At 58.5% G+C, this 19285-nt stretch carries 19 protein-coding genes; 3 read left to right on the top strand and 16 right to left on the bottom strand.

Annotation, left to right across the window (positions count from 1 at the left end; all coding sequences use genetic code 11):
* Nucleotides 1-264: 264 nt before the first annotated feature.
* From thiE to A6A03_RS11950, 3 genes are all read left to right on the top strand, one after another.
* The gene (gene thiE / locus A6A03_RS11960) at nucleotides 265-915 is read left to right on the top strand and encodes a thiamine phosphate synthase (RefSeq protein ID WP_066788437.1); all 651 of its coding nucleotides are present in this window, start codon (nucleotides 265-267) and stop codon (nucleotides 913-915) included.
* Nucleotides 916-927: 12 nt separating this feature from the next.
* Entirely contained in the window at nucleotides 928-1728 is an 801-nt protein-coding gene (gene thiD, locus A6A03_RS11955; protein ID WP_066788434.1) for a bifunctional hydroxymethylpyrimidine kinase/phosphomethylpyrimidine kinase, read from the top strand.
* 136 nt (nucleotides 1729-1864) lie between these two features.
* Nucleotides 1865-2668 carry an SDR family NAD(P)-dependent oxidoreductase gene (locus A6A03_RS11950; RefSeq protein ID WP_066788431.1) on the top strand — a complete coding sequence of 268 codons (804 nt, stop codon included), beginning with the start codon at nucleotides 1865-1867 and terminating at the stop codon, nucleotides 2666-2668.
* A gap of 21 nt (nucleotides 2669-2689) precedes the next feature.
* On the opposite strand, the gene A6A03_RS11945 is transcribed toward A6A03_RS11950, so the two are convergent.
* The 16 genes from A6A03_RS11945 to A6A03_RS11880 form a co-directional block, all read right to left on the bottom strand.
* Nucleotides 2690-3256 carry a helix-turn-helix domain-containing protein gene (locus tag A6A03_RS11945; RefSeq protein WP_066788429.1) on the bottom strand — a complete coding sequence of 189 codons (567 nt, stop codon included), beginning with the start codon at nucleotides 3254-3256 and terminating at the stop codon, nucleotides 2690-2692.
* A gap of 279 nt (nucleotides 3257-3535) precedes the next feature.
* Entirely contained in the window at nucleotides 3536-4591 is a 1056-nt protein-coding gene (locus A6A03_RS11940) for a LamG domain-containing protein (RefSeq protein ID WP_066788426.1), read from the bottom strand.
* Between the two features lie 178 nt (nucleotides 4592-4769).
* Entirely contained in the window at nucleotides 4770-6089 is a 1320-nt protein-coding gene (locus tag A6A03_RS11935) for an NAD(P)/FAD-dependent oxidoreductase (protein WP_066788421.1), read from the bottom strand.
* Nucleotides 6086-7126 (bottom strand): lysylphosphatidylglycerol synthase transmembrane domain-containing protein, encoded by a 1041-nt coding sequence (locus tag A6A03_RS11930; protein WP_066788418.1) that lies wholly within the window; start codon nucleotides 7124-7126, stop codon nucleotides 6086-6088. Before A6A03_RS11930 ends, A6A03_RS11935 begins: the two co-directional genes overlap by 4 nt.
* A gap of 134 nt (nucleotides 7127-7260) precedes the next feature.
* Nucleotides 7261-8064: a phosphodiester glycosidase family protein gene (locus A6A03_RS11925; RefSeq protein WP_066788415.1), complete on the bottom strand. Its 804-nt coding sequence runs from the start codon at nucleotides 8062-8064 to the stop codon at nucleotides 7261-7263.
* A gap of 47 nt (nucleotides 8065-8111) precedes the next feature.
* Complete coding sequence (locus A6A03_RS11920; protein ID WP_066788413.1) at nucleotides 8112-8579, bottom strand: flavin reductase family protein; 468 nt, start codon at nucleotides 8577-8579, stop codon at nucleotides 8112-8114.
* A complete protein-coding gene (locus A6A03_RS11915; RefSeq protein WP_245668967.1) occupies nucleotides 8576-9109 on the bottom strand; it encodes an acyl-CoA thioesterase in 534 nt (177 codons plus the stop codon). The genes A6A03_RS11920 and A6A03_RS11915 overlap by 4 nt, the downstream gene beginning before the upstream one ends.
* Nucleotides 9110-9207: 98 nt before the next feature.
* Nucleotides 9208-10347: an ABC transporter permease gene (locus A6A03_RS11910; protein WP_066788410.1), complete on the bottom strand. Its 1140-nt coding sequence runs from the start codon at nucleotides 10345-10347 to the stop codon at nucleotides 9208-9210.
* Between the two features lie 310 nt (nucleotides 10348-10657).
* A complete protein-coding gene (locus A6A03_RS11905) occupies nucleotides 10658-12211 on the bottom strand; it encodes an ABC transporter ATP-binding protein (RefSeq protein WP_066788408.1) in 1554 nt (517 codons plus the stop codon).
* Nucleotides 12212-12323: 112 nt separating this feature from the next.
* Nucleotides 12324-13364, bottom strand: a complete 1041-nt coding sequence (gene add, locus A6A03_RS11900; RefSeq protein WP_066788405.1) for an adenosine deaminase — start codon at nucleotides 13362-13364, stop codon at nucleotides 12324-12326.
* A gap of 153 nt (nucleotides 13365-13517) precedes the next feature.
* Nucleotides 13518-14459 (bottom strand): hypothetical protein, encoded by a 942-nt coding sequence (locus tag A6A03_RS11895; protein ID WP_066788402.1) that lies wholly within the window; start codon nucleotides 14457-14459, stop codon nucleotides 13518-13520.
* A complete protein-coding gene (locus A6A03_RS20010; protein WP_082908964.1) occupies nucleotides 14456-15451 on the bottom strand; it encodes a DNA-methyltransferase in 996 nt (331 codons plus the stop codon). Before A6A03_RS20010 ends, A6A03_RS11895 begins: the two co-directional genes overlap by 4 nt.
* A 24-nt stretch (nucleotides 15452-15475) precedes the next feature.
* Nucleotides 15476-16558 carry a peptide chain release factor 1 gene (gene prfA / locus A6A03_RS11890; protein WP_066788399.1) on the bottom strand — a complete coding sequence of 361 codons (1083 nt, stop codon included), beginning with the start codon at nucleotides 16556-16558 and terminating at the stop codon, nucleotides 15476-15478.
* A gap of 76 nt (nucleotides 16559-16634) precedes the next feature.
* The gene (locus tag A6A03_RS21000; protein ID WP_281181286.1) at nucleotides 16635-16769 is read right to left on the bottom strand and encodes a hypothetical protein; all 135 of its coding nucleotides are present in this window, start codon (nucleotides 16767-16769) and stop codon (nucleotides 16635-16637) included.
* Between the two features lies 1 nt (nucleotide 16770).
* Nucleotides 16771-16974 carry a 30S ribosomal protein S21 gene (gene rpsU / locus A6A03_RS11885; RefSeq protein ID WP_066788396.1) on the bottom strand — a complete coding sequence of 68 codons (204 nt, stop codon included), beginning with the start codon at nucleotides 16972-16974 and terminating at the stop codon, nucleotides 16771-16773.
* Between the two features lie 285 nt (nucleotides 16975-17259).
* Nucleotides 17260-19167 carry an alpha-amylase family glycosyl hydrolase gene (locus tag A6A03_RS11880; protein ID WP_066788394.1) on the bottom strand — a complete coding sequence of 636 codons (1908 nt, stop codon included), beginning with the start codon at nucleotides 19165-19167 and terminating at the stop codon, nucleotides 17260-17262.
* Nucleotides 19168-19285 lie beyond the last annotated feature (118 nt).

The raw sequence follows: 19285 nt of genomic DNA, 5'->3' as shown, positions 1-19285 counted from the left end.
TCTGGAGTGCGGCAGTTTCACTGTCGCATTCCAAAGCGTTCGTGCTCATCGCATTCTGGCGTGCGGTCGTTTCACTGCGGTACGTCACCGTTTCATTCTGGCGTGCGGACGTGGAACTGCCGCATTCCAAACTGGACGATCGCACACTGTCGCACACATCATGTTCGGAGTTATGGAGTGCGGCAGTGCAACTGCCGCATACTATCCGGTTCATTCTGGAGTGCGGTAGTTGAACTGCCGCCTGCTATACCGAATGACTCATCTATGCAATCAAAAACACCCATTGACTGGAGCCTCTATGTCGTCACTGATGCTGGCTTATCACGGGGCCGCTCGCATCTGGCGGTGATCGAAGCGGCGATTGCCGGCGGCGCGACGGTGGTGCAGTACCGCGAAAAGGCGGCTTCTACCCGCCAGATGATCGCCGAAGCGCAGGTGTTGCGTGAATTGACCCGGCGCGCCGGTGTGCCGCTGATTGTCAATGACCGGCTCGATGTGGCTTTGGCGATTGATGCCGATGGGGTGCATGTCGGCCAAGACGATATGCCGGCGGCGGTGGCCCGTCGCTTGATCGGCCCTGACAAGCTGTTGGGGGTCTCGGCGGCCAATCTGGCCGAGGCAATGCAGGCCGTGCAAAACGGCGCCGATTATCTGGGGGTCGGGCCGGTGTTCGCTACCCCGACCAAACCCGACGCCGCGCCGCCGATCGGGATGGAGGGCCTGCGTGAGATTTGCCGGCATGTGCCGCTGCCGGTGGTTGCGATTGGCGGGATCAATGCGACCAATGCCGCTGCTGCCATCGCTGCCGGCGCGCAAGGCATCGCCGTCGTGTCGGCGGTGGTCGCCGCCGAGGATGTCGTTGCGGCGGCGCGGCAGTTGCGCGCACTTGTCGCTGCTGCGCGCCAACGCGCATAGAAAGGAGTAACTATGGCGTTGCCACGCTGTTTGACGATTGCCGGCTCGGATTCGGGCGGTGGGGCCGGCATTCAGGCTGATCTCAAGACCTTTGCCGCGCTGGGGGTGTATGGGATGAGCGCCCTTACTGCGGTGACGGCGCAGAATACGATCGGCGTGCAAGGGGTGATCGAATTGCCAGCGGCGTTTGTTGGCCAGCAGATCGATTCGGTGGTCAGCGATATTGGGGTCGATGCGGTCAAGACCGGGATGCTGGCCAACGCCGAGATTATCGCCGTGGTGGCTGAAAAAGCGCGGGTCTATCGGTGGCCGGCACTGGTGATCGATCCGGTGATGGTTGCCAAGAGCGGCGATCCGCTGTTGCACCCGGCAGCGCAAACGGCCCTGATTGAACTACTCTTGCCGCTGGCGACGATTGTCACCCCCAACCTGCCTGAAGCGCGTGCTTTGACTGGCATGGCGATCGAAACAGTCGCCGAGATGGAACAAGCGGCGCAAGCGATCCATCGCATGGGGCCGCGTTGGGTGCTGGTCAAGGGCGGCCATCTGCAAGGCGATAGCATCGATGTGCTTTATGACGGGGTGCAGTACCGCTATTTCACCTCACCCCGGATCGAGACCCGTCACACCCATGGCACCGGTTGCACGTTTGCGTCGGCAATTGCGGCTGGTTTAGCGAAAGCCCTGCCGGTGCCTGAGGCCGTGCAAGCGGCCAAAGAATATATCACCTTGGCCTTGCGCCATGCGCCGGGTTTGGGCCATGGTCACGGGCCGGTGCATCATTTCGCCGCGTGGTATGAACAAACGGCGTGATCGCCGGCAATAAGCGTATTTGGAGCGAGACGGCCACATTGGCCGTCTCGGCTGTTTTGGTTGACAAGACAGATACTGTCGAGTATGGTACCCGCACTATCTGTTCAAGCCAACCAGAGAAAGACGGACAAAACCCATGCGTGTACAGAACAAAGTCATTGTCGTGACCGGCGGCGGCAGCGGGATCGGGCGGGCCTTGGTGTTGCATGTACTGGCGAAAGGGGCGCGTGTCGCGGCGGTTGATCTCAACCCGGCTGCCTTGCGGGAGACGGCGCAACTGGCGGGGGCGCAGGCCAGCCGGCTCTCAACCCACGAGCTGAACATTACCGATCGCGTTGCTGTGGCTGCTTTGCCGGCGCAGGTCGTAGCTGCCCATGGCGCAGTTGATGGTTTGATCAACAATGCCGGCATTATTCAGCCGTTTGTGCGCGTGCCTGACCTCGATGAGGCGACGATTGAGCGGGTCATGAATGTCAATTTCTACGGCACCGTATGGATGACCAAAGCCTTCTTGCCCCACCTGCTGGCCCGGCCCGAAGCGCATATTGTCAACATTTCGAGCATGGGCGGCTTTGTGCCGGTGCCGGGACAGACCATCTATGGCGCGGCCAAAGCGGCGGTGAAGCTCTTTACCGAAGGACTGTATTCTGAACTGCTGGAAACCAAGGTGCGGGTGACGGTCGTTTTCCCCGGCGCCGTCAACACCAACATCACCGCGAATTCAGGCGTGAGCAGCTTGCCGCGCACCGATAAACAACCCGCCATCACGCCATTGCCAGCCGAGCGGGCAGCGCAGATCATCATCGAGGGCATGGAGCGCAATCGATTTCGGGTGCTGGTCGGTAACGATGCGACGATGATGGATCGGCTCTACCGGCTCAATCCGCAGTTTGCCGTGCGCCTGATCTTTCGCCAAATGAAGAGCTTGCTGGGAGGATAGTCTTGGCGCGTGGCTCTAGGATCATCCTGCGCCGCCATTGTTATGGTCAGGCGTTTCGTGCGGCAGCGTAGCAAGTGGGTATCCCAGCAGAAACATGCGCCGCAACGTGCGTCCCTCGGTGGGAGGTTGCTGCTCGGCTGCGTGCAACAACTGGTGAATCGCATTACGCAGTTGGCGGCACTCTTCATCAGTGGCGTAAAACGTGAAATCGTGCGCGGAAATGTCGTCGAAGTTTGGCTCGCCGCGCTCGAGCAGATAGCGGGCAAAGTCTTGCGCGACCACCCAGCCATAGATGCTCACGTGCTCGGCGAGTTTTTTCATGCCCTCCTCATCATGAATCTCGGATAGCCGCACTTGCCCGAACACCGGCAAGAAAAAGCGCTCTTCAATCCCGTTGACATGCCGGGTGGCGGCAACTTTGATGATTCCGGCGTCGAGCATCTTGTGAATGTGACGGTAGAGCGATGGACGCGGGACATCGGGCAGCAAACGGCTCAGTTGGTTAATCGAATAGGGGCCGCTGTACAAGGTTTGGAAGATGCGCATCCGCACCGGATGGTTGATAATGTCGAATTTGTGCAGAATCATCGTCGACTCCTAACGTCATCAAATTTGAGACCGTTTGCTGATTATACCACTTCTTTCCGAGCAGGTATGCGAGGGTTGGTCTAGCCAAGGTAAGCATTGTCTAGACCGTGTGGCTCAATCGCCTGCGCACGCGAATGCTATCTTTTTGTGTGTTATCAATATTATATACGTAAATCATTTGCCAGAAATAATGCAACCTTGCCCGGCTACGCTTGTGCGTAGCCGGGCAGCAATGGTGAGACGGTTGCGGAATTGCAGAGGAGCTGGCGGCCAGTGCGCCTAGCTGCGGATAATCATCGGCAAAAAGGCGCGCGGGGTGAGTGGCGCGCTGCTGCTGGCAAATGGGGTGTCGGTCGACCAATGCTGGGCCGCGCCGCCGGTGCGCGGTTGCAATACGCCGGGACTTTGGTTGCCCGGCGCGCTGTCGCCGATCGTGGTACCGCTGCCTTCATCAAAGCGGTAGAGGGCCACGGTATTGGCGTCGGCGGGGTGCGGCGCCGTAGGGGGGGCGAAGTTGCCGGTATAGCGCACGCTGTTCGACAGCCGCACGTCATCGAGCAGGCCGTTGTAGTAGCGGCTGCCCGGATAGTCATGCTTTTCGGCTCCAAACACGAGGTAGGGGTCGCTGTTGGGGTACGAGGTCGAACGATTGAGCCGATAATCAATCCTTCCGCTCGGCCCGTTCATCTGCGCGTCGAGCTGGCCATCGACAAACAGCCGCACCTGCCCGCTATTGGCGCGGGTGACGGCAATGTGATGCCACATGCCATCGGTGACGGTGCGATTGCCCTTCAGTAACCGATCGTCGCTTCCTACACTGAAGCCAACGACCAACTTGCCGTCGCAAATCGCAATGCCGTAGTCGCCGTAATCACCGTTGCCAAAGATGTCGCGGTCAATAATGATATTGCCGTAGTACCAGCCATCGCACGCCGGCGCGGTATTATCGGCGGCATTGGCCTTCATCCAGAACTCCACCGTTAGATCGCCGCCAACATTCACTGGGCGCGAACTGGTCAGTTGACCGCTGCTGTTGATCGTTCCGAGCGGGATTTTGATCCGGTCGAGATCATTGGTGCTGCTGCCGAACAATCGGATGGAAAAGCCGCCGGCAGAGCTTGGCGTTGCGGTGGCAGGCGTAGTGGCAAGCGGGCTAGGTACGGTTTGCGCAAGGCTGTTGCTGGCAACCGGGTCTGGGGTAATGGCAGACTGGGCAGGGGTGATCGTTTCTGCCGGCCCTTGGGCCAGCGTGGGTGATGGGATCGCGTTGCTCGCGCTGCAACCGATGAGGACGCCGATCAGAATCACGATGCCTATTAGCCGGTATGGGTGCATATTCCCCCCTATGTTGTTGCGCGGAACGATCTGGGCAAGGCAGCGCCGCACCTAGACCACCCGCAGCGATCTCCGCTCAACGCGAATGCGATTAGGCAAGGCGGTCTCGCGCTGGATGGAGATAACGTTGCGTTTAGCGTGTGATATAGAAATGACTTATCACATCATCAGCGCATCATCAATAGCCGGAAGGTACCGGTTGCGCCGTTGGGTGCGGGCGGGCAAGGATGATCTGCGCCGCGCGCCGGCCCAATTCAACCGCGTAGTTGGTGCCGCGATCCCATGGGTAGACTTGGCTCATACTGGCCCAGTAGAGGCCGGGCAGCGGGGTGGCAATCGACGGGATATTGCGGCTGTGATTGACCGGCACAATCGGTTGGGCGTAGGTTTCGCGGTGCAACCAGTACGCGCGCACCCACTCGCGGCGGAAGGCGGGGTTGATCTGGCGTAAGGCTGGCATAAAGCGTTCGAGCAACGCTTCAGGCGTAAGCTGGAAATACTCGTGGTCAGGATCGAGATAGTCGCCGCAATAGAGCAGGCGGTCGCCGCCGTAATAGTCCGGTTCAATGAAGTTGGTGTGTTCAACCAACGCCAAAAACGGGAATTCGTCTTTGGGCAGGTTGAGCCAATAGATGCCGTTGGTGAGCGGTTGGCGCAGGGCAATGGTCATCACAACCGCCCCCATCGAGCGCAACTGGCGCAGTTGGCCAAGGTAACTGGCCGGGAGATGGGGAACCAGCCGCGCCAGCAATCCCGGCGCGCCGGTAACGAGCAGGGCGTCGTAATCAGTGGGAGGGTGATCGCCAGCGATCACCTGCCAACCCGTCTCATTCTGCGTTACGGCCTTCACCGGCGTTTTCCGCCACACTTGCACCCCGCGCTGGGCGCAAGCGGCGCACAACCCATCGGCAAACGCTTGAAAACCGCCTTGAAAATACCCTAGCTTGAAGCTGCGCGCGCGCAGCCGCGCCCACAGCCACGCCATATTGACCTCATCGGCGTGGGGGCCGAATTTGCCTTCGAGCAGCGGGTGCCAGATCACCCGCGCCACATTGCGCCCCGAATAGCGTTCTGTCCACGCGGTGGCCGTCACCTGTTCGAGCCGTTGCCAATTGCTGGTGATAAACTTGAGGTAAAAGGCGCTCACGCCAAAGCGCAACCGGTCGAGGAAGGGCAAGCCGGGGAAGCGCAATACCGGCAGCACGCCATCAAGCGCATATCCGCGCCCCCGCCACCATTGCGCCGTCACCGGCGCGCGGAAGAAGAGCCGGTCGCGCATGCCGATCTCGTTGGTCAGATTGATAATAGCGTGATCGGTGGTGAAAATGTGATGGTAAAACCGTTCGAGCGGCCATTGCCAAGCCGGATCACGAAAACCGCTGGCCAACCCGCCCACCTGCTCACCGGCTTCATAGACCGTCACCGCATGGCCGCGTCCGGCGAGATCATAGGCAGCGCTCAGACCGGCAATGCCGGCGCCGACGATCGCAATCTTCATGGCAACACCTGCTGGGTGACGGAAGCGTCTTCAGTTGTTGTCGTCGTTGCCTGTTCGCGCAATGCTGCCGCCCGGTCCATATCGCGCCACGTGAGGCTTTGGCGCAGCATATACCACACGCCAAGCAGCGTCACCGGCAGCCACAGCGCCACATGCAACACCAGCGTATAGCCGGCGGCCAGCGCATGCGCCACGCCGAACTGGGTCAAGATCGCAATGCCGGGCGCATCAAAGGTGCCGATATACCCCGGCGTGGAAGGGATCGTAGTGAAGAGATTCACTACTGCGGTCATCAGCATCAAAACCAAAAACGAGACTTCAAACGGAAAAGCGTGCATCACGAACCAATATTTGAGCGTTTCACCGAGCCAGATCAAGGTTGAAGTCAACAGAATAACCAGCATTTCGCGCGGGCTGCGCAGTGATTGCAACCCGATAATAAACCGGTCAAAGAGACCGTGAATGCGCGGGCGCAGGAACGGCGGCGCAAACCGGTCAACGGCGAGGGCATACAGCCGGCTCATACGTTGCGGGCGGGCGGCTAAAGCGATAAATGCGACCAGCGCCACAATGAACAGGGCGCTAAACGCTATGACAAGGGTGCGGAAGGCAGTAGGCAGCGGCGCAAAGGGTAGCGTGATTGCCACAAAGAGCAGCATCACCAAGCCGTCAAACAATCGCTCAAGCACCACTGTCGCCAGCGAGGCGCTCATTGCGATGCCGCAATTGCGGCGCAACACATAGCTGCGCAACACCTCGCCGGCGCGCGCCGGATACACATTGTTGCCCATGTAGCCAATCACGACAATCGGGAAGAGTGCGCGCAGTGGTACTGGCGCGATATGGTTGAGCATCGATTGCCAGCGCCACGTGCGCACCCAGACGGTGGCAAAATAGACGGCGACTCCCGGAAGAAGCCACCAATAATTCGCCTCGCGCAGCGCTTCCCAAAAATGGGCCAGATCGAGGCCATAGAGGGCGATCCCAAGGAAGATTGCGCTAATAATCAGCCCAAGCCATAATTTCCAATACCGCACAAAATTTCCCTTTTAATAATCCTTCATGTACGGGCACAGCGCCGCTATGCCCCAGCAATCAGCGCCGCTGTGCCCCTGTCATCCGTTCGCCGCGCTGCCCCTTCCCTGCATCTTACCCTTGCTATCGCAGCCTGTCAAAGCGGGAGCACCAGCAACGCAAAGGGGAGGGGGACAAACGAGTCAATCCGTAGGCCGCCGTGATCACTCTGCGCAATCAGGCCGGTAGAAGAGCCGCCATCAAGGTTAACCGCGATCTCGATATCGAGATCGGCTCCCGCTAGAAATTGCGACCATTCAGCGAGGCTAAACGTGGCGCCGGGGGCGACGATCAAGAGCACACGCCCAGCCCGATCGAGCGCAATCGCACTCCGGCGCGCGCGTTGGCCGTCGTCACTGGTATAAGCAGCTTTATTGCCCGGACGCACCAGCAGCGGCCAACCCTGAATGGCTTGCGCAAAAGGAGTACCGTCGTAGGGCTGGTCAGCGAGTGACCAGAGATGTGGTACGCCGGCGTCATCAATCGCAAACATGCCGCCCTGATCGACATAACTCTGGCCAATGACCCGTTGATCGCTGATCAGCAACGCCACTGGTTCGCCGTTCGCATCAAAAAAGCCGCCATTAATTGCAGCCACAGCACCATATTGGGCTGCCCAAGCGCTGAGCATACGCGGCGCGGCGGGATCATAGCCCACGACGAAGCGCACTTTGGCCGGATCGACGCGAATCACTTGCACCGGCACACCGGGCGTGTCTAAACGGCGTAATTCGATCCCGGCGGCCAGCGAGCGCCAGTCACCGGCAGGCGCCGAGGGTGTTGCTGGCCGGGTCGGCATCAGGGTTGGCACGCCAGCCGGCACACTGTTGGGCGGGGAAGCGCCGGCGCAGGCGGTGAAGACAAAGAGACCGGCGAATAACGCGCACAATAACCGTAGCATTACGCTCTTCCATACGCGCCACACCAAGCGATCGTGACCGTGATTGCTCACCCCAACTGGTGGTACCCCGACCGGTAGTACAACAGAGGCCGGCCCCCGAAGACACGCGCATCAACCACTTCTCCTACGAAGATGGTGTGGTCGCCGCCGGGCAGGGCGCTATGCAACCGGCACTCGATCTGGGCTAGCACGCCGTGCAGAAGTGGCAACCCGCGCGGCGAGAGGGTGTAGCTGTGCGGGGCAAATTTCTCGCTGTCGTGCATTGCAAAGCGGCGCGAGAGATATTCTTGATCTTCGGCCAAGATGTTCACCGCGAATTGTCCGGCAGCCGCGATCACATCGTGGCTGGTCGCCGCATGATCGATGCAGATCAGCACCAGCGGCGGGCGCAATGACAGTGAGGTAAACGAACTCACGGTCAAGCCGGCCAAGCGGCCTTCGTGAGCGGTCGTGACGACAGTCACCCCCGAAGCGAAATGGCTCATCGTTTGGCGAAAGAGTGATTCGTCGATCATGGTCGTCCTGTATTGCGACGGGCTGCGATCGCGGCGTGAATCTCGGCGCCGACGGCATGTTCGGCGCGGGCTTCATCATCGAGCAAGAGTAGTTGTGGTACCGTTGGCGATGGCCCGCCTTCACGGTTAATCGCAACCATACTGAAATAGCCGGTCGTGCAGAGGCGGCGATCGCCGATCAGCGGGTGTTCGGCAAAGAGATGCACGCGCACCACCATCGAGCTACGCCCGACGTAGATCACCCGCGAAAAGGCTTCGACAATCTCGCCTTGCCCGATCGGGGTGCGAAAATCGATCCGTTCAGTGGAGGCAGTGACGACCGGCAGCCGGCAGAAACGCAAGGCAGCGATAGCAGCGGCTTTATCCATCAACGCCATGACATCGCCGCCAAACATCGTGCCGTAACCGTTGGTTTGGTGCGGCAAGATGATTTCGGCCATCCGTTCTTCGGCAGCCGGTTTGGCTGGGCGGTTTTGAGTCGTGAAGTCGTCCATAATCACCTGAACAGCAAGGCAGATAACGGCGCTCATCCGAGCGCCGTCGTTGGCGATAAGAGCAACGCGAAACTAGTGTGATGGTACAAATCCTTTAGCCGGCTATCCTTATCCGCTTTGGCGTTGCCGCATTGCTACCCGCCCCACCCCTTCGAGAGCTGAGTCTCTTCGCCGGGTTTACGTTTGGGCAGTCGATAAATAAAGCGAACAATCTGGTCGGCAGCGACGAACATAATGATCAGGGCTTGGACAATCTTAATCACATCGATTGACAGGCTGGCCCGCACCTGCATCAAGCGCGCACCAGTGAGCAAACCGCCCCAGAGCAAGCCCGAAAAGATAATCCCCACCGGGTTAGCGCGGGCAAGCAGGGCAACGGCGATGGCGTCGAAGCCAAGACCGGAAAAGAAATCGGCGCTGAGCGAACCGCGCACACCGCTCACTTCAATCGCACCGGCCACCCCGGCCAACCCGCCGGCAAACGCCATCGCCAGCACAATCGTGCGCGGCACGCTAATCCCGGCGTAGCGCGCGGCGTTGGGGTTGGTGCCGGCGGTGCGCATCTCGAAGCCGAGGGTCGTGCGGTAGAGCAGCCATGCGATCACAAAGACCAGCACGATCGCCAGCAGAATGCCAAGGTGTAATATGGTCGAGCTGCCTACCTGAATGCCGGGCAAGCGAGCGGTATCAACGATCAGCCGTGATCGGGCGCCGGTGGTATCGGCGGGATCACCGAGGATATATGGCGTTTTGCTGCGGATTAGCCAGTCGGTCATGCGCAACGCGATATAGTTGAGCATGATCGTATTAATCACTTCGTGCGCGCCGGTGCGCGCCTTGAGAAAGCCGGCAATTGCTGCCCATGCCGCCCCGCCGAGCGCGCCGGCGATTAGCGTAGCCGGAATGTGAAAGATAGCGGGCATTTGTAACGTGGTGCCAATCACCACCGCTGCGACTGCGCCGGCGTACAGTTGCCCTTCTGCGCCGATGTTGAACAACCCGGCCTTAAAGGCGAGCGCGACCGCTAAGCCGCAGATGATAAACGGCGTCGAGCGCACTACCGTGTCGGCGATCGCGCGCGGCGAACCGAAAGCGCCTTCCCACAAGCCGATATAGGCGGCTTGCCAATCGGCGCCGGTAATGCCGATGATGAATGCGCCAACGACCAGTGCGCTAAAAACGGCCAGTATTGGCACGAGGATGCCTGACCAGCGATCCCATACTTGGCGGAGCGCCGAGGGGCGAACCCCCGCTTCAGTGGCTGCTTGCGCCATGCTCTTCTCCCTTATCGCTTACACGTCATCGATGTGGACATGAGTCTTGTTTGAATGTTGGGCTATCACAACCTTCTTTGTTGCCACCACTATGGCAGTGTGCTTCATGCGATCTGACGCCAGTCTGTCATTGCGAGGGTGCGCAGCGCCCGCCGATCTGTCATTGCGAGGGCGCGACGCGCCCTGAGGCCCATCTGTCATTGCGAGGGCGCGACGCGCCCGAAGCAATCTCCCACTCTTGCGCAAGACAACCCGCTCAGGGCATCTTTCCCGCTGTCGTGGGAGACTTGCGTCGCCGTGCCAGTATGCGTTACGCTTCCACCGGCACTGCGCGATCGAGCTTCGCACCGGCCATCAAGAGGCCCAACTCTTCCCGCGAGAGTTCGCCGTTCTTAACCGTGGCGACAATCTGGCCGTGGTACATCACGGCGATCCGGTCGGCGAGCGATAAAATTTCATCAAGCTCGGCTGAGACCAGCAGCACGGCCACACCCTCGTCGCGCTTTTTCACGATCTGGTTGTGAATAAACTCAATCGAACCGACGTCGATGCCGCGGGTTGGTTGCGAGGCGATCAACAGTTTGAGCGGGCGGGTAAACTCGCGGGCGACGATTAGCTTTTGCTGGTTGCCGCCGCTGAGCGAGCTGGCCGGCACGTGAATGCTCGGCGTACGCACATCAAATTCGGCCACCAAGCGGGTGCAATGCTCGTTGATCGCCTGCTCGTCGCGCACGATTCCGCGGGCGAACGGCGGCAGGTAGTACAGTTCCAGCACCGAATTATCGGTGAGCGGGTACGATGTCACCAACCCATCGCGCTGGCGATCTTCGGGAATGTGGGCCACCCCTAATTCACTGATTTGGCGTGGGGTGGCGTTGCTAGCATCAACGCCAGCGATCCGCACTGTGCCGGCCTCGCTGGGGCGCAAGCCGGTCAGCGCCGCCACCAGCTCGGTCTGGCCGTTGCCTTGCACACCAGCAATACCCAAAATCTCGCCGGCGCGCACTTCCAGATCAACGCCTTTGACGGCCAGCAGCCGGCGATCGTCACGGACTTGCAAACCGCGCACTTCGAGCACTGGCGCGCCGGGGCGGGCCGGCTGTTTCTCGACCTTCAAAATCACTTCGCGCCCAACCATCATTGCCGCCAGACTAGCTTCGGTCGCTTGCGCCGGCGTGGTCTCGCCAACCACTTTGCCGCCGCGCAACACGATGATCCGGTCAGCGACTTCTAAGACTTCACGCAGCTTGTGGGTAATAAAGATGATCGAGGTGCCTTGCGCCGTCAGGGTACGCATCACCCGCACCAGATCGTCTGCCTCTTGCGGCGTCAGCACTGCGGTCGGCTCATCGAGGATCAAAATATCAGCGTTACGGTAGAGTGCCTTGATAATTTCAACCCGTTGCTGCGCGCCAACGTCGAGGTCAGCTACGAGCGCGTTGGGATCGACCGGCAGGCCATACTGCTCAGAGATGGCGCGGATGCGTTCGGCAGCCTGCTTGCGGTTGAGGAAGGGGCCGTTGGTCACTTCGTTGCCGAGAATAATATTCTCGGTAACGGTCATCACCGGTACGAGCTGGAAGTGCTGGTGAACCATGCCGATGCCGCGCGCAATCGACTCGTGCGGATTGCTGATGCGAATGGGTTCGCCTTTGACAAAAATCTCGCCTTCGTCTTGATGATACAAGCCGTAGAGGATGTTCATCAGGGTGGATTTGCCGGCGCCGTTCTCGCCGAGCAGCGCCAACACTTCACCCTTATACAGCTTCAGCGACACATTGTCATTCGCGACAACACCGGGAAAGCGTTTGGTAATACCGCGGGCTTCCAGTACAACCGGGCGGTCTAAGCCATTCTGCGTCACAGGCAACCTCATTGCATACGTATCGCACAAGACAGACGGGCATTGCAATCGACTGGCGCTGCCGGAGATATAGGGTATTGTAGCATATTCTGACCGTTTCGCCGGCAACTGCCTACACTCCCAGCTCGGCGCGCAACTGGTGCAGGGATGGTTCGATCGTGGCGAGCAAGGCTGCGCGTTCGGCAGGCGGCAAGAAGGTCGCTTGGGCAGCAGTGCGGGTCATTGCACAGAAATCAGCAGCGGTAAAGCCAAGGTAATGCGCGGCGCGGCGAAACTCTTCGGTGATGGTGGTCTCGAAGAAGGTGGGGTCGTCGGAATTGATCGTCACCGGCACGCCGGCGTCGTAGAGCTGGCGCAGCGGGTGGGCTGGCCATGCGGTAATGGCTTTGGTGCGAATATTGCTGCTTGGGCAGACATCAAGCACGATCCCGCGCGCGGCGAGGGCAGCCAGCAGCGCCGGGTCATCCACGCTGCGGATCCCGTGACCGATCCGGCTCACTTCCAGCACATCAATTGCACCCCAGACGCTGGCCGGGCCAACCACCTCGCCGGCATGGGCCATCACGCCAAGACCGGCGGCGCGGGCGGCGGCAAATAGCTCAATAAACTCTTCGGGCGGGTGGCCAATTTCGTTGCCGCCGATCGACCAGCCCACCACCCCAATCGAGCGGCAAGCAATTGCCGTTTCGAGAATAGGCCATGCCGCCGCAGCGCCGTATTGGCGGCCATAATCGAGCACCAGCCCTACCCGCGGCCCGCCATGCTGGGCAGCGCGGGCGAAGCCGGCGGCAGTGCCGGCCAGTGCCTCGCGCAAATCAACCCCGCGGCGCACGTGCTGCATCGGCGAGAGCATCACTTCGGCGTAAACAACGTGCTGCGCCGCTAGCTCCATCCCCAGATCAAACGCGAGCAGCTCAAAATCCTCGCCATGCACGATGGTTGCGGCCAGCGCCATAAATGCGCCCAAAAAAGCGTGAAAATCCTCGTAGTGAAAGAGAGCGGCCAATTCTTGCTCGGTGCGCACGGGCAGCGGAATGCCGTTGCGTTGGCTCAGCTCGAGAAACGTGCGCGGCGCGACTGCGCCTTCGAGGTGCAGATGCAGCTCGATTTTGGGCATGCGTTCAATAAAAGTCGCGAGCGCCGGCGTGAGCATAGCCTTTCTCCCGCTCGAAGGAACGATGTTGAGTCGTATTGTAGCGGATGTTGTGGGGTATGGGTGCGGGAGTGTTTGTGGAGCAATAGCATCTGATCAGTGAACCAGTGTAAATGACCAATGGCTATTATGCGCTAGTTATTGCGGTATGATTCACTTCGAGAGCCGCCACAGATCCTTGGTCAAAAATGACTGAAAATCGCTGATATAAGGACGTAGACGATCATTGAGCACAGTCTCGGAATCTACATAGTACACTCCATCTAACTGATTTAACGCAATAGTGTAGCCAAGAAAGTGGTTGCTTTTAAATGTTGAATTGACACCAAAATCATTATTTCTGATTCTGGCTCTTTGTACATCGTGTAAGAAAATGGCTACAACCGGAATATTTCTTCCTAGCAACTTCGTGAGTAGATATTTGTCAAGAAATATCTTATCAATTCGATCTTTACTCGTTGTTTTGATAGACCCTATAATCTCATTAGGATTGATAAATCTGGTTTCTGCGGCGACGATGGTGTGATAGCGTGAGAAGACGAGATCAAGTTCATAAGAAATTTGTATGTCAGGATAGTGGGGAACCGGAATATGAACTGTACGTGATTCGCATACCAAACCTATCTCTTGGAGGATGAGCTTGACAAGCAACTCGAAAAGTTGTCCTGCTCGTTTGCGTGCTTGGTTGGAATTAGGTAAAGAGTCTCCAATGCACCCTATTGCCTGTTGAATAGTATAAACAATTCTGTTGATTGGCGAGGTTTTGAGATATGTGACAGCGCTAGGCAAACAAGTAATCTGTTCTTGATGTTGACGTAAATCAATTAAGAATTGCAAAAACTGTTGCCAAGCCACATCGAATTCTTGGGCTATTTCGATAAATAGTTTAGTATTGATTGGACGTGTAATTTGGAAATTCTCCGCTTGACTATATTGGTAGAAGATGTAATGATTTTTAGTTGGCGATACGATCCTCGTAAGTTCAGATATAAGATTAAGAAAGCTTTGACAGGTGTGGTAATAGTCTTGTAAGCTCGTCAGTTTTTGGGGGATTTGCACCGCATCTTGGAGATCTGCTAACTTCGTTTGGGTCATCGAATCGATTTCCTTCGTTCGGCATTCTCAAAGTCGTACTGTATCCACTTCTCAATTGGCCAATCTTCTACTAACTCAATTCGCTCAATTGCCCAGCGGCAGTATTCTAGGGATATATCGCATCCTTTCCATTTTCGGCGTAATTGTTCGGCGACAACTGCCGTTGTGCCTGAGCCTAAAAAAGGGTCAATGACGAGATCACCCTCGTTTGAGGCAGCCAAAACGAGCTTGCGCAGCAACTCTTCCGGTTTTTGCGTGGGATGCGGTGTTTTTTCGTGCATTCCATTGCACGTTGTTGGTATTTCGATCACATCGCGCGGTTTGGCGCCGCGCATATGCGGACGCCAAACTGGAGCATGCTTTTTGCGCCGTCCGTACTGACTCGTCTCGGCTTGCGGATGCTCAGGATACTTGAGCGTGTGTTTCCCATAAGGAATACGAATATCGTCGATGTTAAACGTAAAGTTTTTACTCTTTCTAAAATGAAGGATGCTCTCGTGGGAACGTCCCCAGTCTGAACCGAGGTTGGCCTTGTTTTTATAATGCCAGATCAACCAGCGACATCCGGCGAAGTATCGTGATGCAGGCAGTTTGATGTCAGCGATAATTTCGGAAAATCCACAAATGAATAAACTACCTGAAGGTTTTAGAACACGAGCTGCTTCTTGAATCCAGCTCAATGACCATTCAACATACGCCGCTTGCGATTCAAAGGTGTCCCATTCCGCTTTTTTGATGTTATACGGTGGATCGGCAAAGACAATATCAACTGACTCGGATGCAAGTGAACGCAACCATGCGATAGCATCACCTACCCAAATTTCACCATTGGGATGTGTGTAGCATAGTGCGGGATGATGCGGATCTATTGCGGTTTCGTCGATCGGAATAATGGTTCCTTTAAGCAAGGGCTGACCAAAAAAAGAAGGTATGGCTGTGTTTCGGGTATATTTCGCCGAAGAATCATTGAGATTTGTGGTAGTCTCTTCCATACCTCTTCCTTTAGCCAGCCACCCTCAATTCGTAATCCCGCTGGCGCGCAGCCGTTCGGCGTTGTCGTAGACGATCAGCGCCTCGATAATCTTGTCGAGTTCGCCGTTCAGCACTGCCGGCAGGTTCGAGAAGTTCTGGCCAATCCGATGGTCGGTGATCCGGTCTTGGGGGAAGTTGTAGGTACGGATCTTTTCGGCCCGTTCGCCGCTGCCGACCTGCGCAAGGCGCGAAGCGCCGATCTCGCGCTGCCGTTTCTCTTGTTCGCGGGCATAGAGGCGGGCGCGCAACACGGTCATCGCCCGTTCGCGGTTTTGGATCTGCGAACGACCGTCTTGGCAGGTGACGACAATCTCTTCGGGGGTGCCGGCCTTGTACACAATCCGCACCGCCGAGTCGGTGGTATTGACGCCTTGGCCGCCATGGCCGGCGCTGCGGAAGACATCGATGCGCAAATCTTCCGGCTTAATCTCGATCTCGGTCTCTTCGACTTCGGGCAGCACGGCCACCGTCGCGGTCGAGGTGTGAATCCGGCCACGAGCTTCGGTGGCGGGCACACGCTGCACCCGGTGGACGCCGCCTTCATATTTCAATTGGCTATACGCGCCTTCGCCGTGGATCTGGAAAATCACTTCTTTGATGCCGCCGATGCCGTTTTCGGTGATGCTGTCAACTTCCACCTTCCACCCCTTCGACTCGGCAAAGCGGGTGTACATGCGGAAGAGGTCGGCGGCAAAGAGCGCGGCTTCATCACCGCCTTCACCCTGCCGGATCTCCATCACCACATCTTTCGAGTCGTTGGGATCGCGCGGCAGCAGCAACAGCTTGAGCTGCTCTTCGAGTTCGGCCAGCCGTTTGCGCTGCGTCTCAAGCTCTTCTTGGGCTAACGCGCGCAATTCGGGGTCGCTCTCGCCCAGCATCGCCTCGGCTTCATCAATCGCGCGTACCGTCGCCTGATATTCCCGGTACGCAGCGACCACATCTTCCAATTCGCGCTGTTCGCGGGCATACTGCTGCAAGAGCGTGACGTTGGTCGCCACCTCAGGCTGGGCCATCAATTCGGTGAGTTCATCGTAGCGCGCGGCGACGGCAGCCAGTTTATCGAACATAAGACATTATTCCATCTGGATGAATAGTGGTTGCTGATCCGGGTCGAGGTGTCACTCGCCACGGATCAGAGAATCGTTATTGGTTTGACCAGCGGCGAGCTAGCGCACGGCGTTGCGCGCCGCCATCTTGCCCAGACACCATTTCCGCAAAGATAGCCGATGGCACAATACGCAACATCAGATCGCGCATCGTGCCATCAGCAATACTCATGCTACATCCCCAGCGAAGCAGCTTTGGCCAGCTTCTTGCGGCGATTGCGCTCAGCGCGGCGGCGCTTCTCTTTGCGCTGCTCGCTCTTCGAGACGAAGTGCATCTTCTCGCGATAGGTCTTGGTGATCCGCTCGGCGACGACACCTTTATTGAAGCGGCGAATCAGTTGCTCAACGGTTTCGCCTTCACGACGTTCAACTCGCATAGCGCTGCTGGATCGGCGGCACGGCAACCGGCATGCGGCATAGAACCGTGGATTGGCGGGGGGCGACGCCCGGCTCTATGGTCGTATCCGCGATCCTCCCTCATCACCTCCTTCGCAACAGATTTGGTGCGCCCCTGAGCAGCGGCAATGCCGTGATTCCTACACCGAAACAATAGTATACCGGATGGCCAGCGAATGCGCAAACGCTGCGCAGCAGAGGCGCAGGGAACGCCGCGGTTTGGCAAACGGCTGCTCGTTGCGCTCTGCTGCGCCGTGGTATCGACACTATTCTTGACGGCGCAAGATAGCGCCGCCATACGCCGGCAAGATCACGTTCCCGGCGATGACATCGGCGGTTTGGGTTGCCAATGCGACTTCCCAGCGACCAGCCGGCAATGGGATTGCACTGGCGTGCGGCGCGTTGTTGAGGGCAACCAGCCACGTTGCGCCGTTGGCGGTGCAGGTATAGGCTAATTGGCGCTTCTGGTCGTCGATGTGGGTAAAGACGCGCTCGCCGCGCCAGATGGCGGTTGTTGCCCGGCGCAGTGCGCCCAATTGCCGGTAAAACTGCAACAAGTCGCGATCCTGATCGTCACCCCAGAGCATCGGCAAGCGTGACTCTTCAGGGTGGCCGCTGCCGTCGGCATGGCGCACGTCAAGCCGTTGGCTCAGCCCGACTTCGGTGCCGTAATAGAGCACCGGCGAGTGGGGCAGCGTGTATTGGCAGAGGGCGGCGAGCCGCAACCGGCGGGTATCGCCGCGCGCCACCCATAAGAAGCGGTTCATATCGTGGTTGTCAAGGAAGCTGGGTAGAGCAAAGCCGGGCGGGAAGTAGGCTAGATGCCGGTTGAGGAAGATAGCGAACGTGCTGGCGCTAATCTCATCAAAGGCGAAAAAGCGCCGGATGGCCTGCAAGAGCAGGAAATCAAGACAGCCGTCGAGCCGGCCAACATACGACCGCAAGATCTCAGCCGTGTCAACTGCTTCGCCCAACAGCACACAGTCGGGTTTGATCGCCCGCATCGCCGCCCGAAAAGCCGTCCAAAAATCGTGCGAGGGGCCGATCGTGTAGTCGAGCCGGTAGCCGTCAACCCCCTGTTCGAGCCAGTAGCGCGCCGCGTCGATCATAAATTGGCGCGCCGGCGGATGATCAAGGTCAAGCTGCGGTAGCTCGGCGACGCCAAAGAACGACACATATTGGTCTGGATACTGCGTAAAGATGAACCAATCCCGTTCCGGGCTTGAGGGATCGGTGATAGCGCGCTGGAAGATCGGGTGCCGGCTTGAGAAGTGATTGGCGGTATAGTCAAAGATCACCCGCATCCCGCGGTCGTGGGCAGCGGCGATCAGCGTTTGCAGATCGGCTAACGTGCCCATCCGCGGCTCGACGCTGTAGTAATCGGTGGCGTTGTAACCGTGGTGCGATGGCGAGGGAAAGAGCGGCGAAAGCCAGATCGCGGTGGTACCCAAGCTGGCAATGTAATCGAGCTTGGCGGTTACGCCAGCCAGAGTGCCGCCGTAGATGCCCATCGGTGTGGGTGGGTTGGCAAATTGGCGGTCAGGGCCGGGATGAAACCGGTCAATGAAGACGTGGTAGATGACGGCTTCATCAAGCCATGCCGGTGCGCCTTCGTCGCCAACCCGGTAGGCGCAGGTGCGCGGGCGGCGGAAGAAGGTGAGGTTAAACTCGGCCCCCATTTCGCGCAGGTAATGATCGCCGGGGCCGGGATGGCCGAGCACGCTGCCATCGCCTTCGGTTGCGCCGATCACTTCGCTGTACCAGAGCGACCCCTCGCCTTTGCTCAGCCAAGCCTCGATCCGGTAGCGCACAACAGTGCCAGACGGTTGCGGCGGCAGATCGATGGCCCACTCTTCCATATAGCCCCACAGCAGCGTATCCCAGTGGCTGGCGAGGTGATGCCCGTGCGCCACTGCGCTCCCCGGCGCGGGTTGGCCGCGGCACCCGGCTGGTTCGCTGCCATCGGTCGTGTAGTAGACGCTAACCCGGTCGGCGGTGATTGACGGGCCGAGGGTGACGAACAGCCGCACCGGTTCGCCGGCCCGCGGCGCCGCCGGTTCCATACGATAACGGTGGGAAATACCGGCCATTTCGGCCCGCACATACCCCAACCGGCGGCTGTCGGTGGCCATCGTGCCAAAAATGAAGTCGGCAGAGACGTGAATCTGTTCCACGGTGAACGATCCTTTGGGGATTACAATCATTTTGGGAGCCGCACAGCCGTGCGGCTCTACATGTGGTATCGCTGGACGGTATTGCGGAGCCGCACAGCCGTGCGGCTCTACAATCCAA

Origin of the sequence: Chloroflexus islandicus (genome assembly GCF_001650695.1) — a bacterium.
In the GTDB taxonomy this organism is placed as follows: domain Bacteria; phylum Chloroflexota; class Chloroflexia; order Chloroflexales; family Chloroflexaceae; genus Chloroflexus; species Chloroflexus islandicus.
Note: the sequence above shows the minus strand (reverse complement) of the source record. Positions and strands in the feature narration are given on the sequence as shown.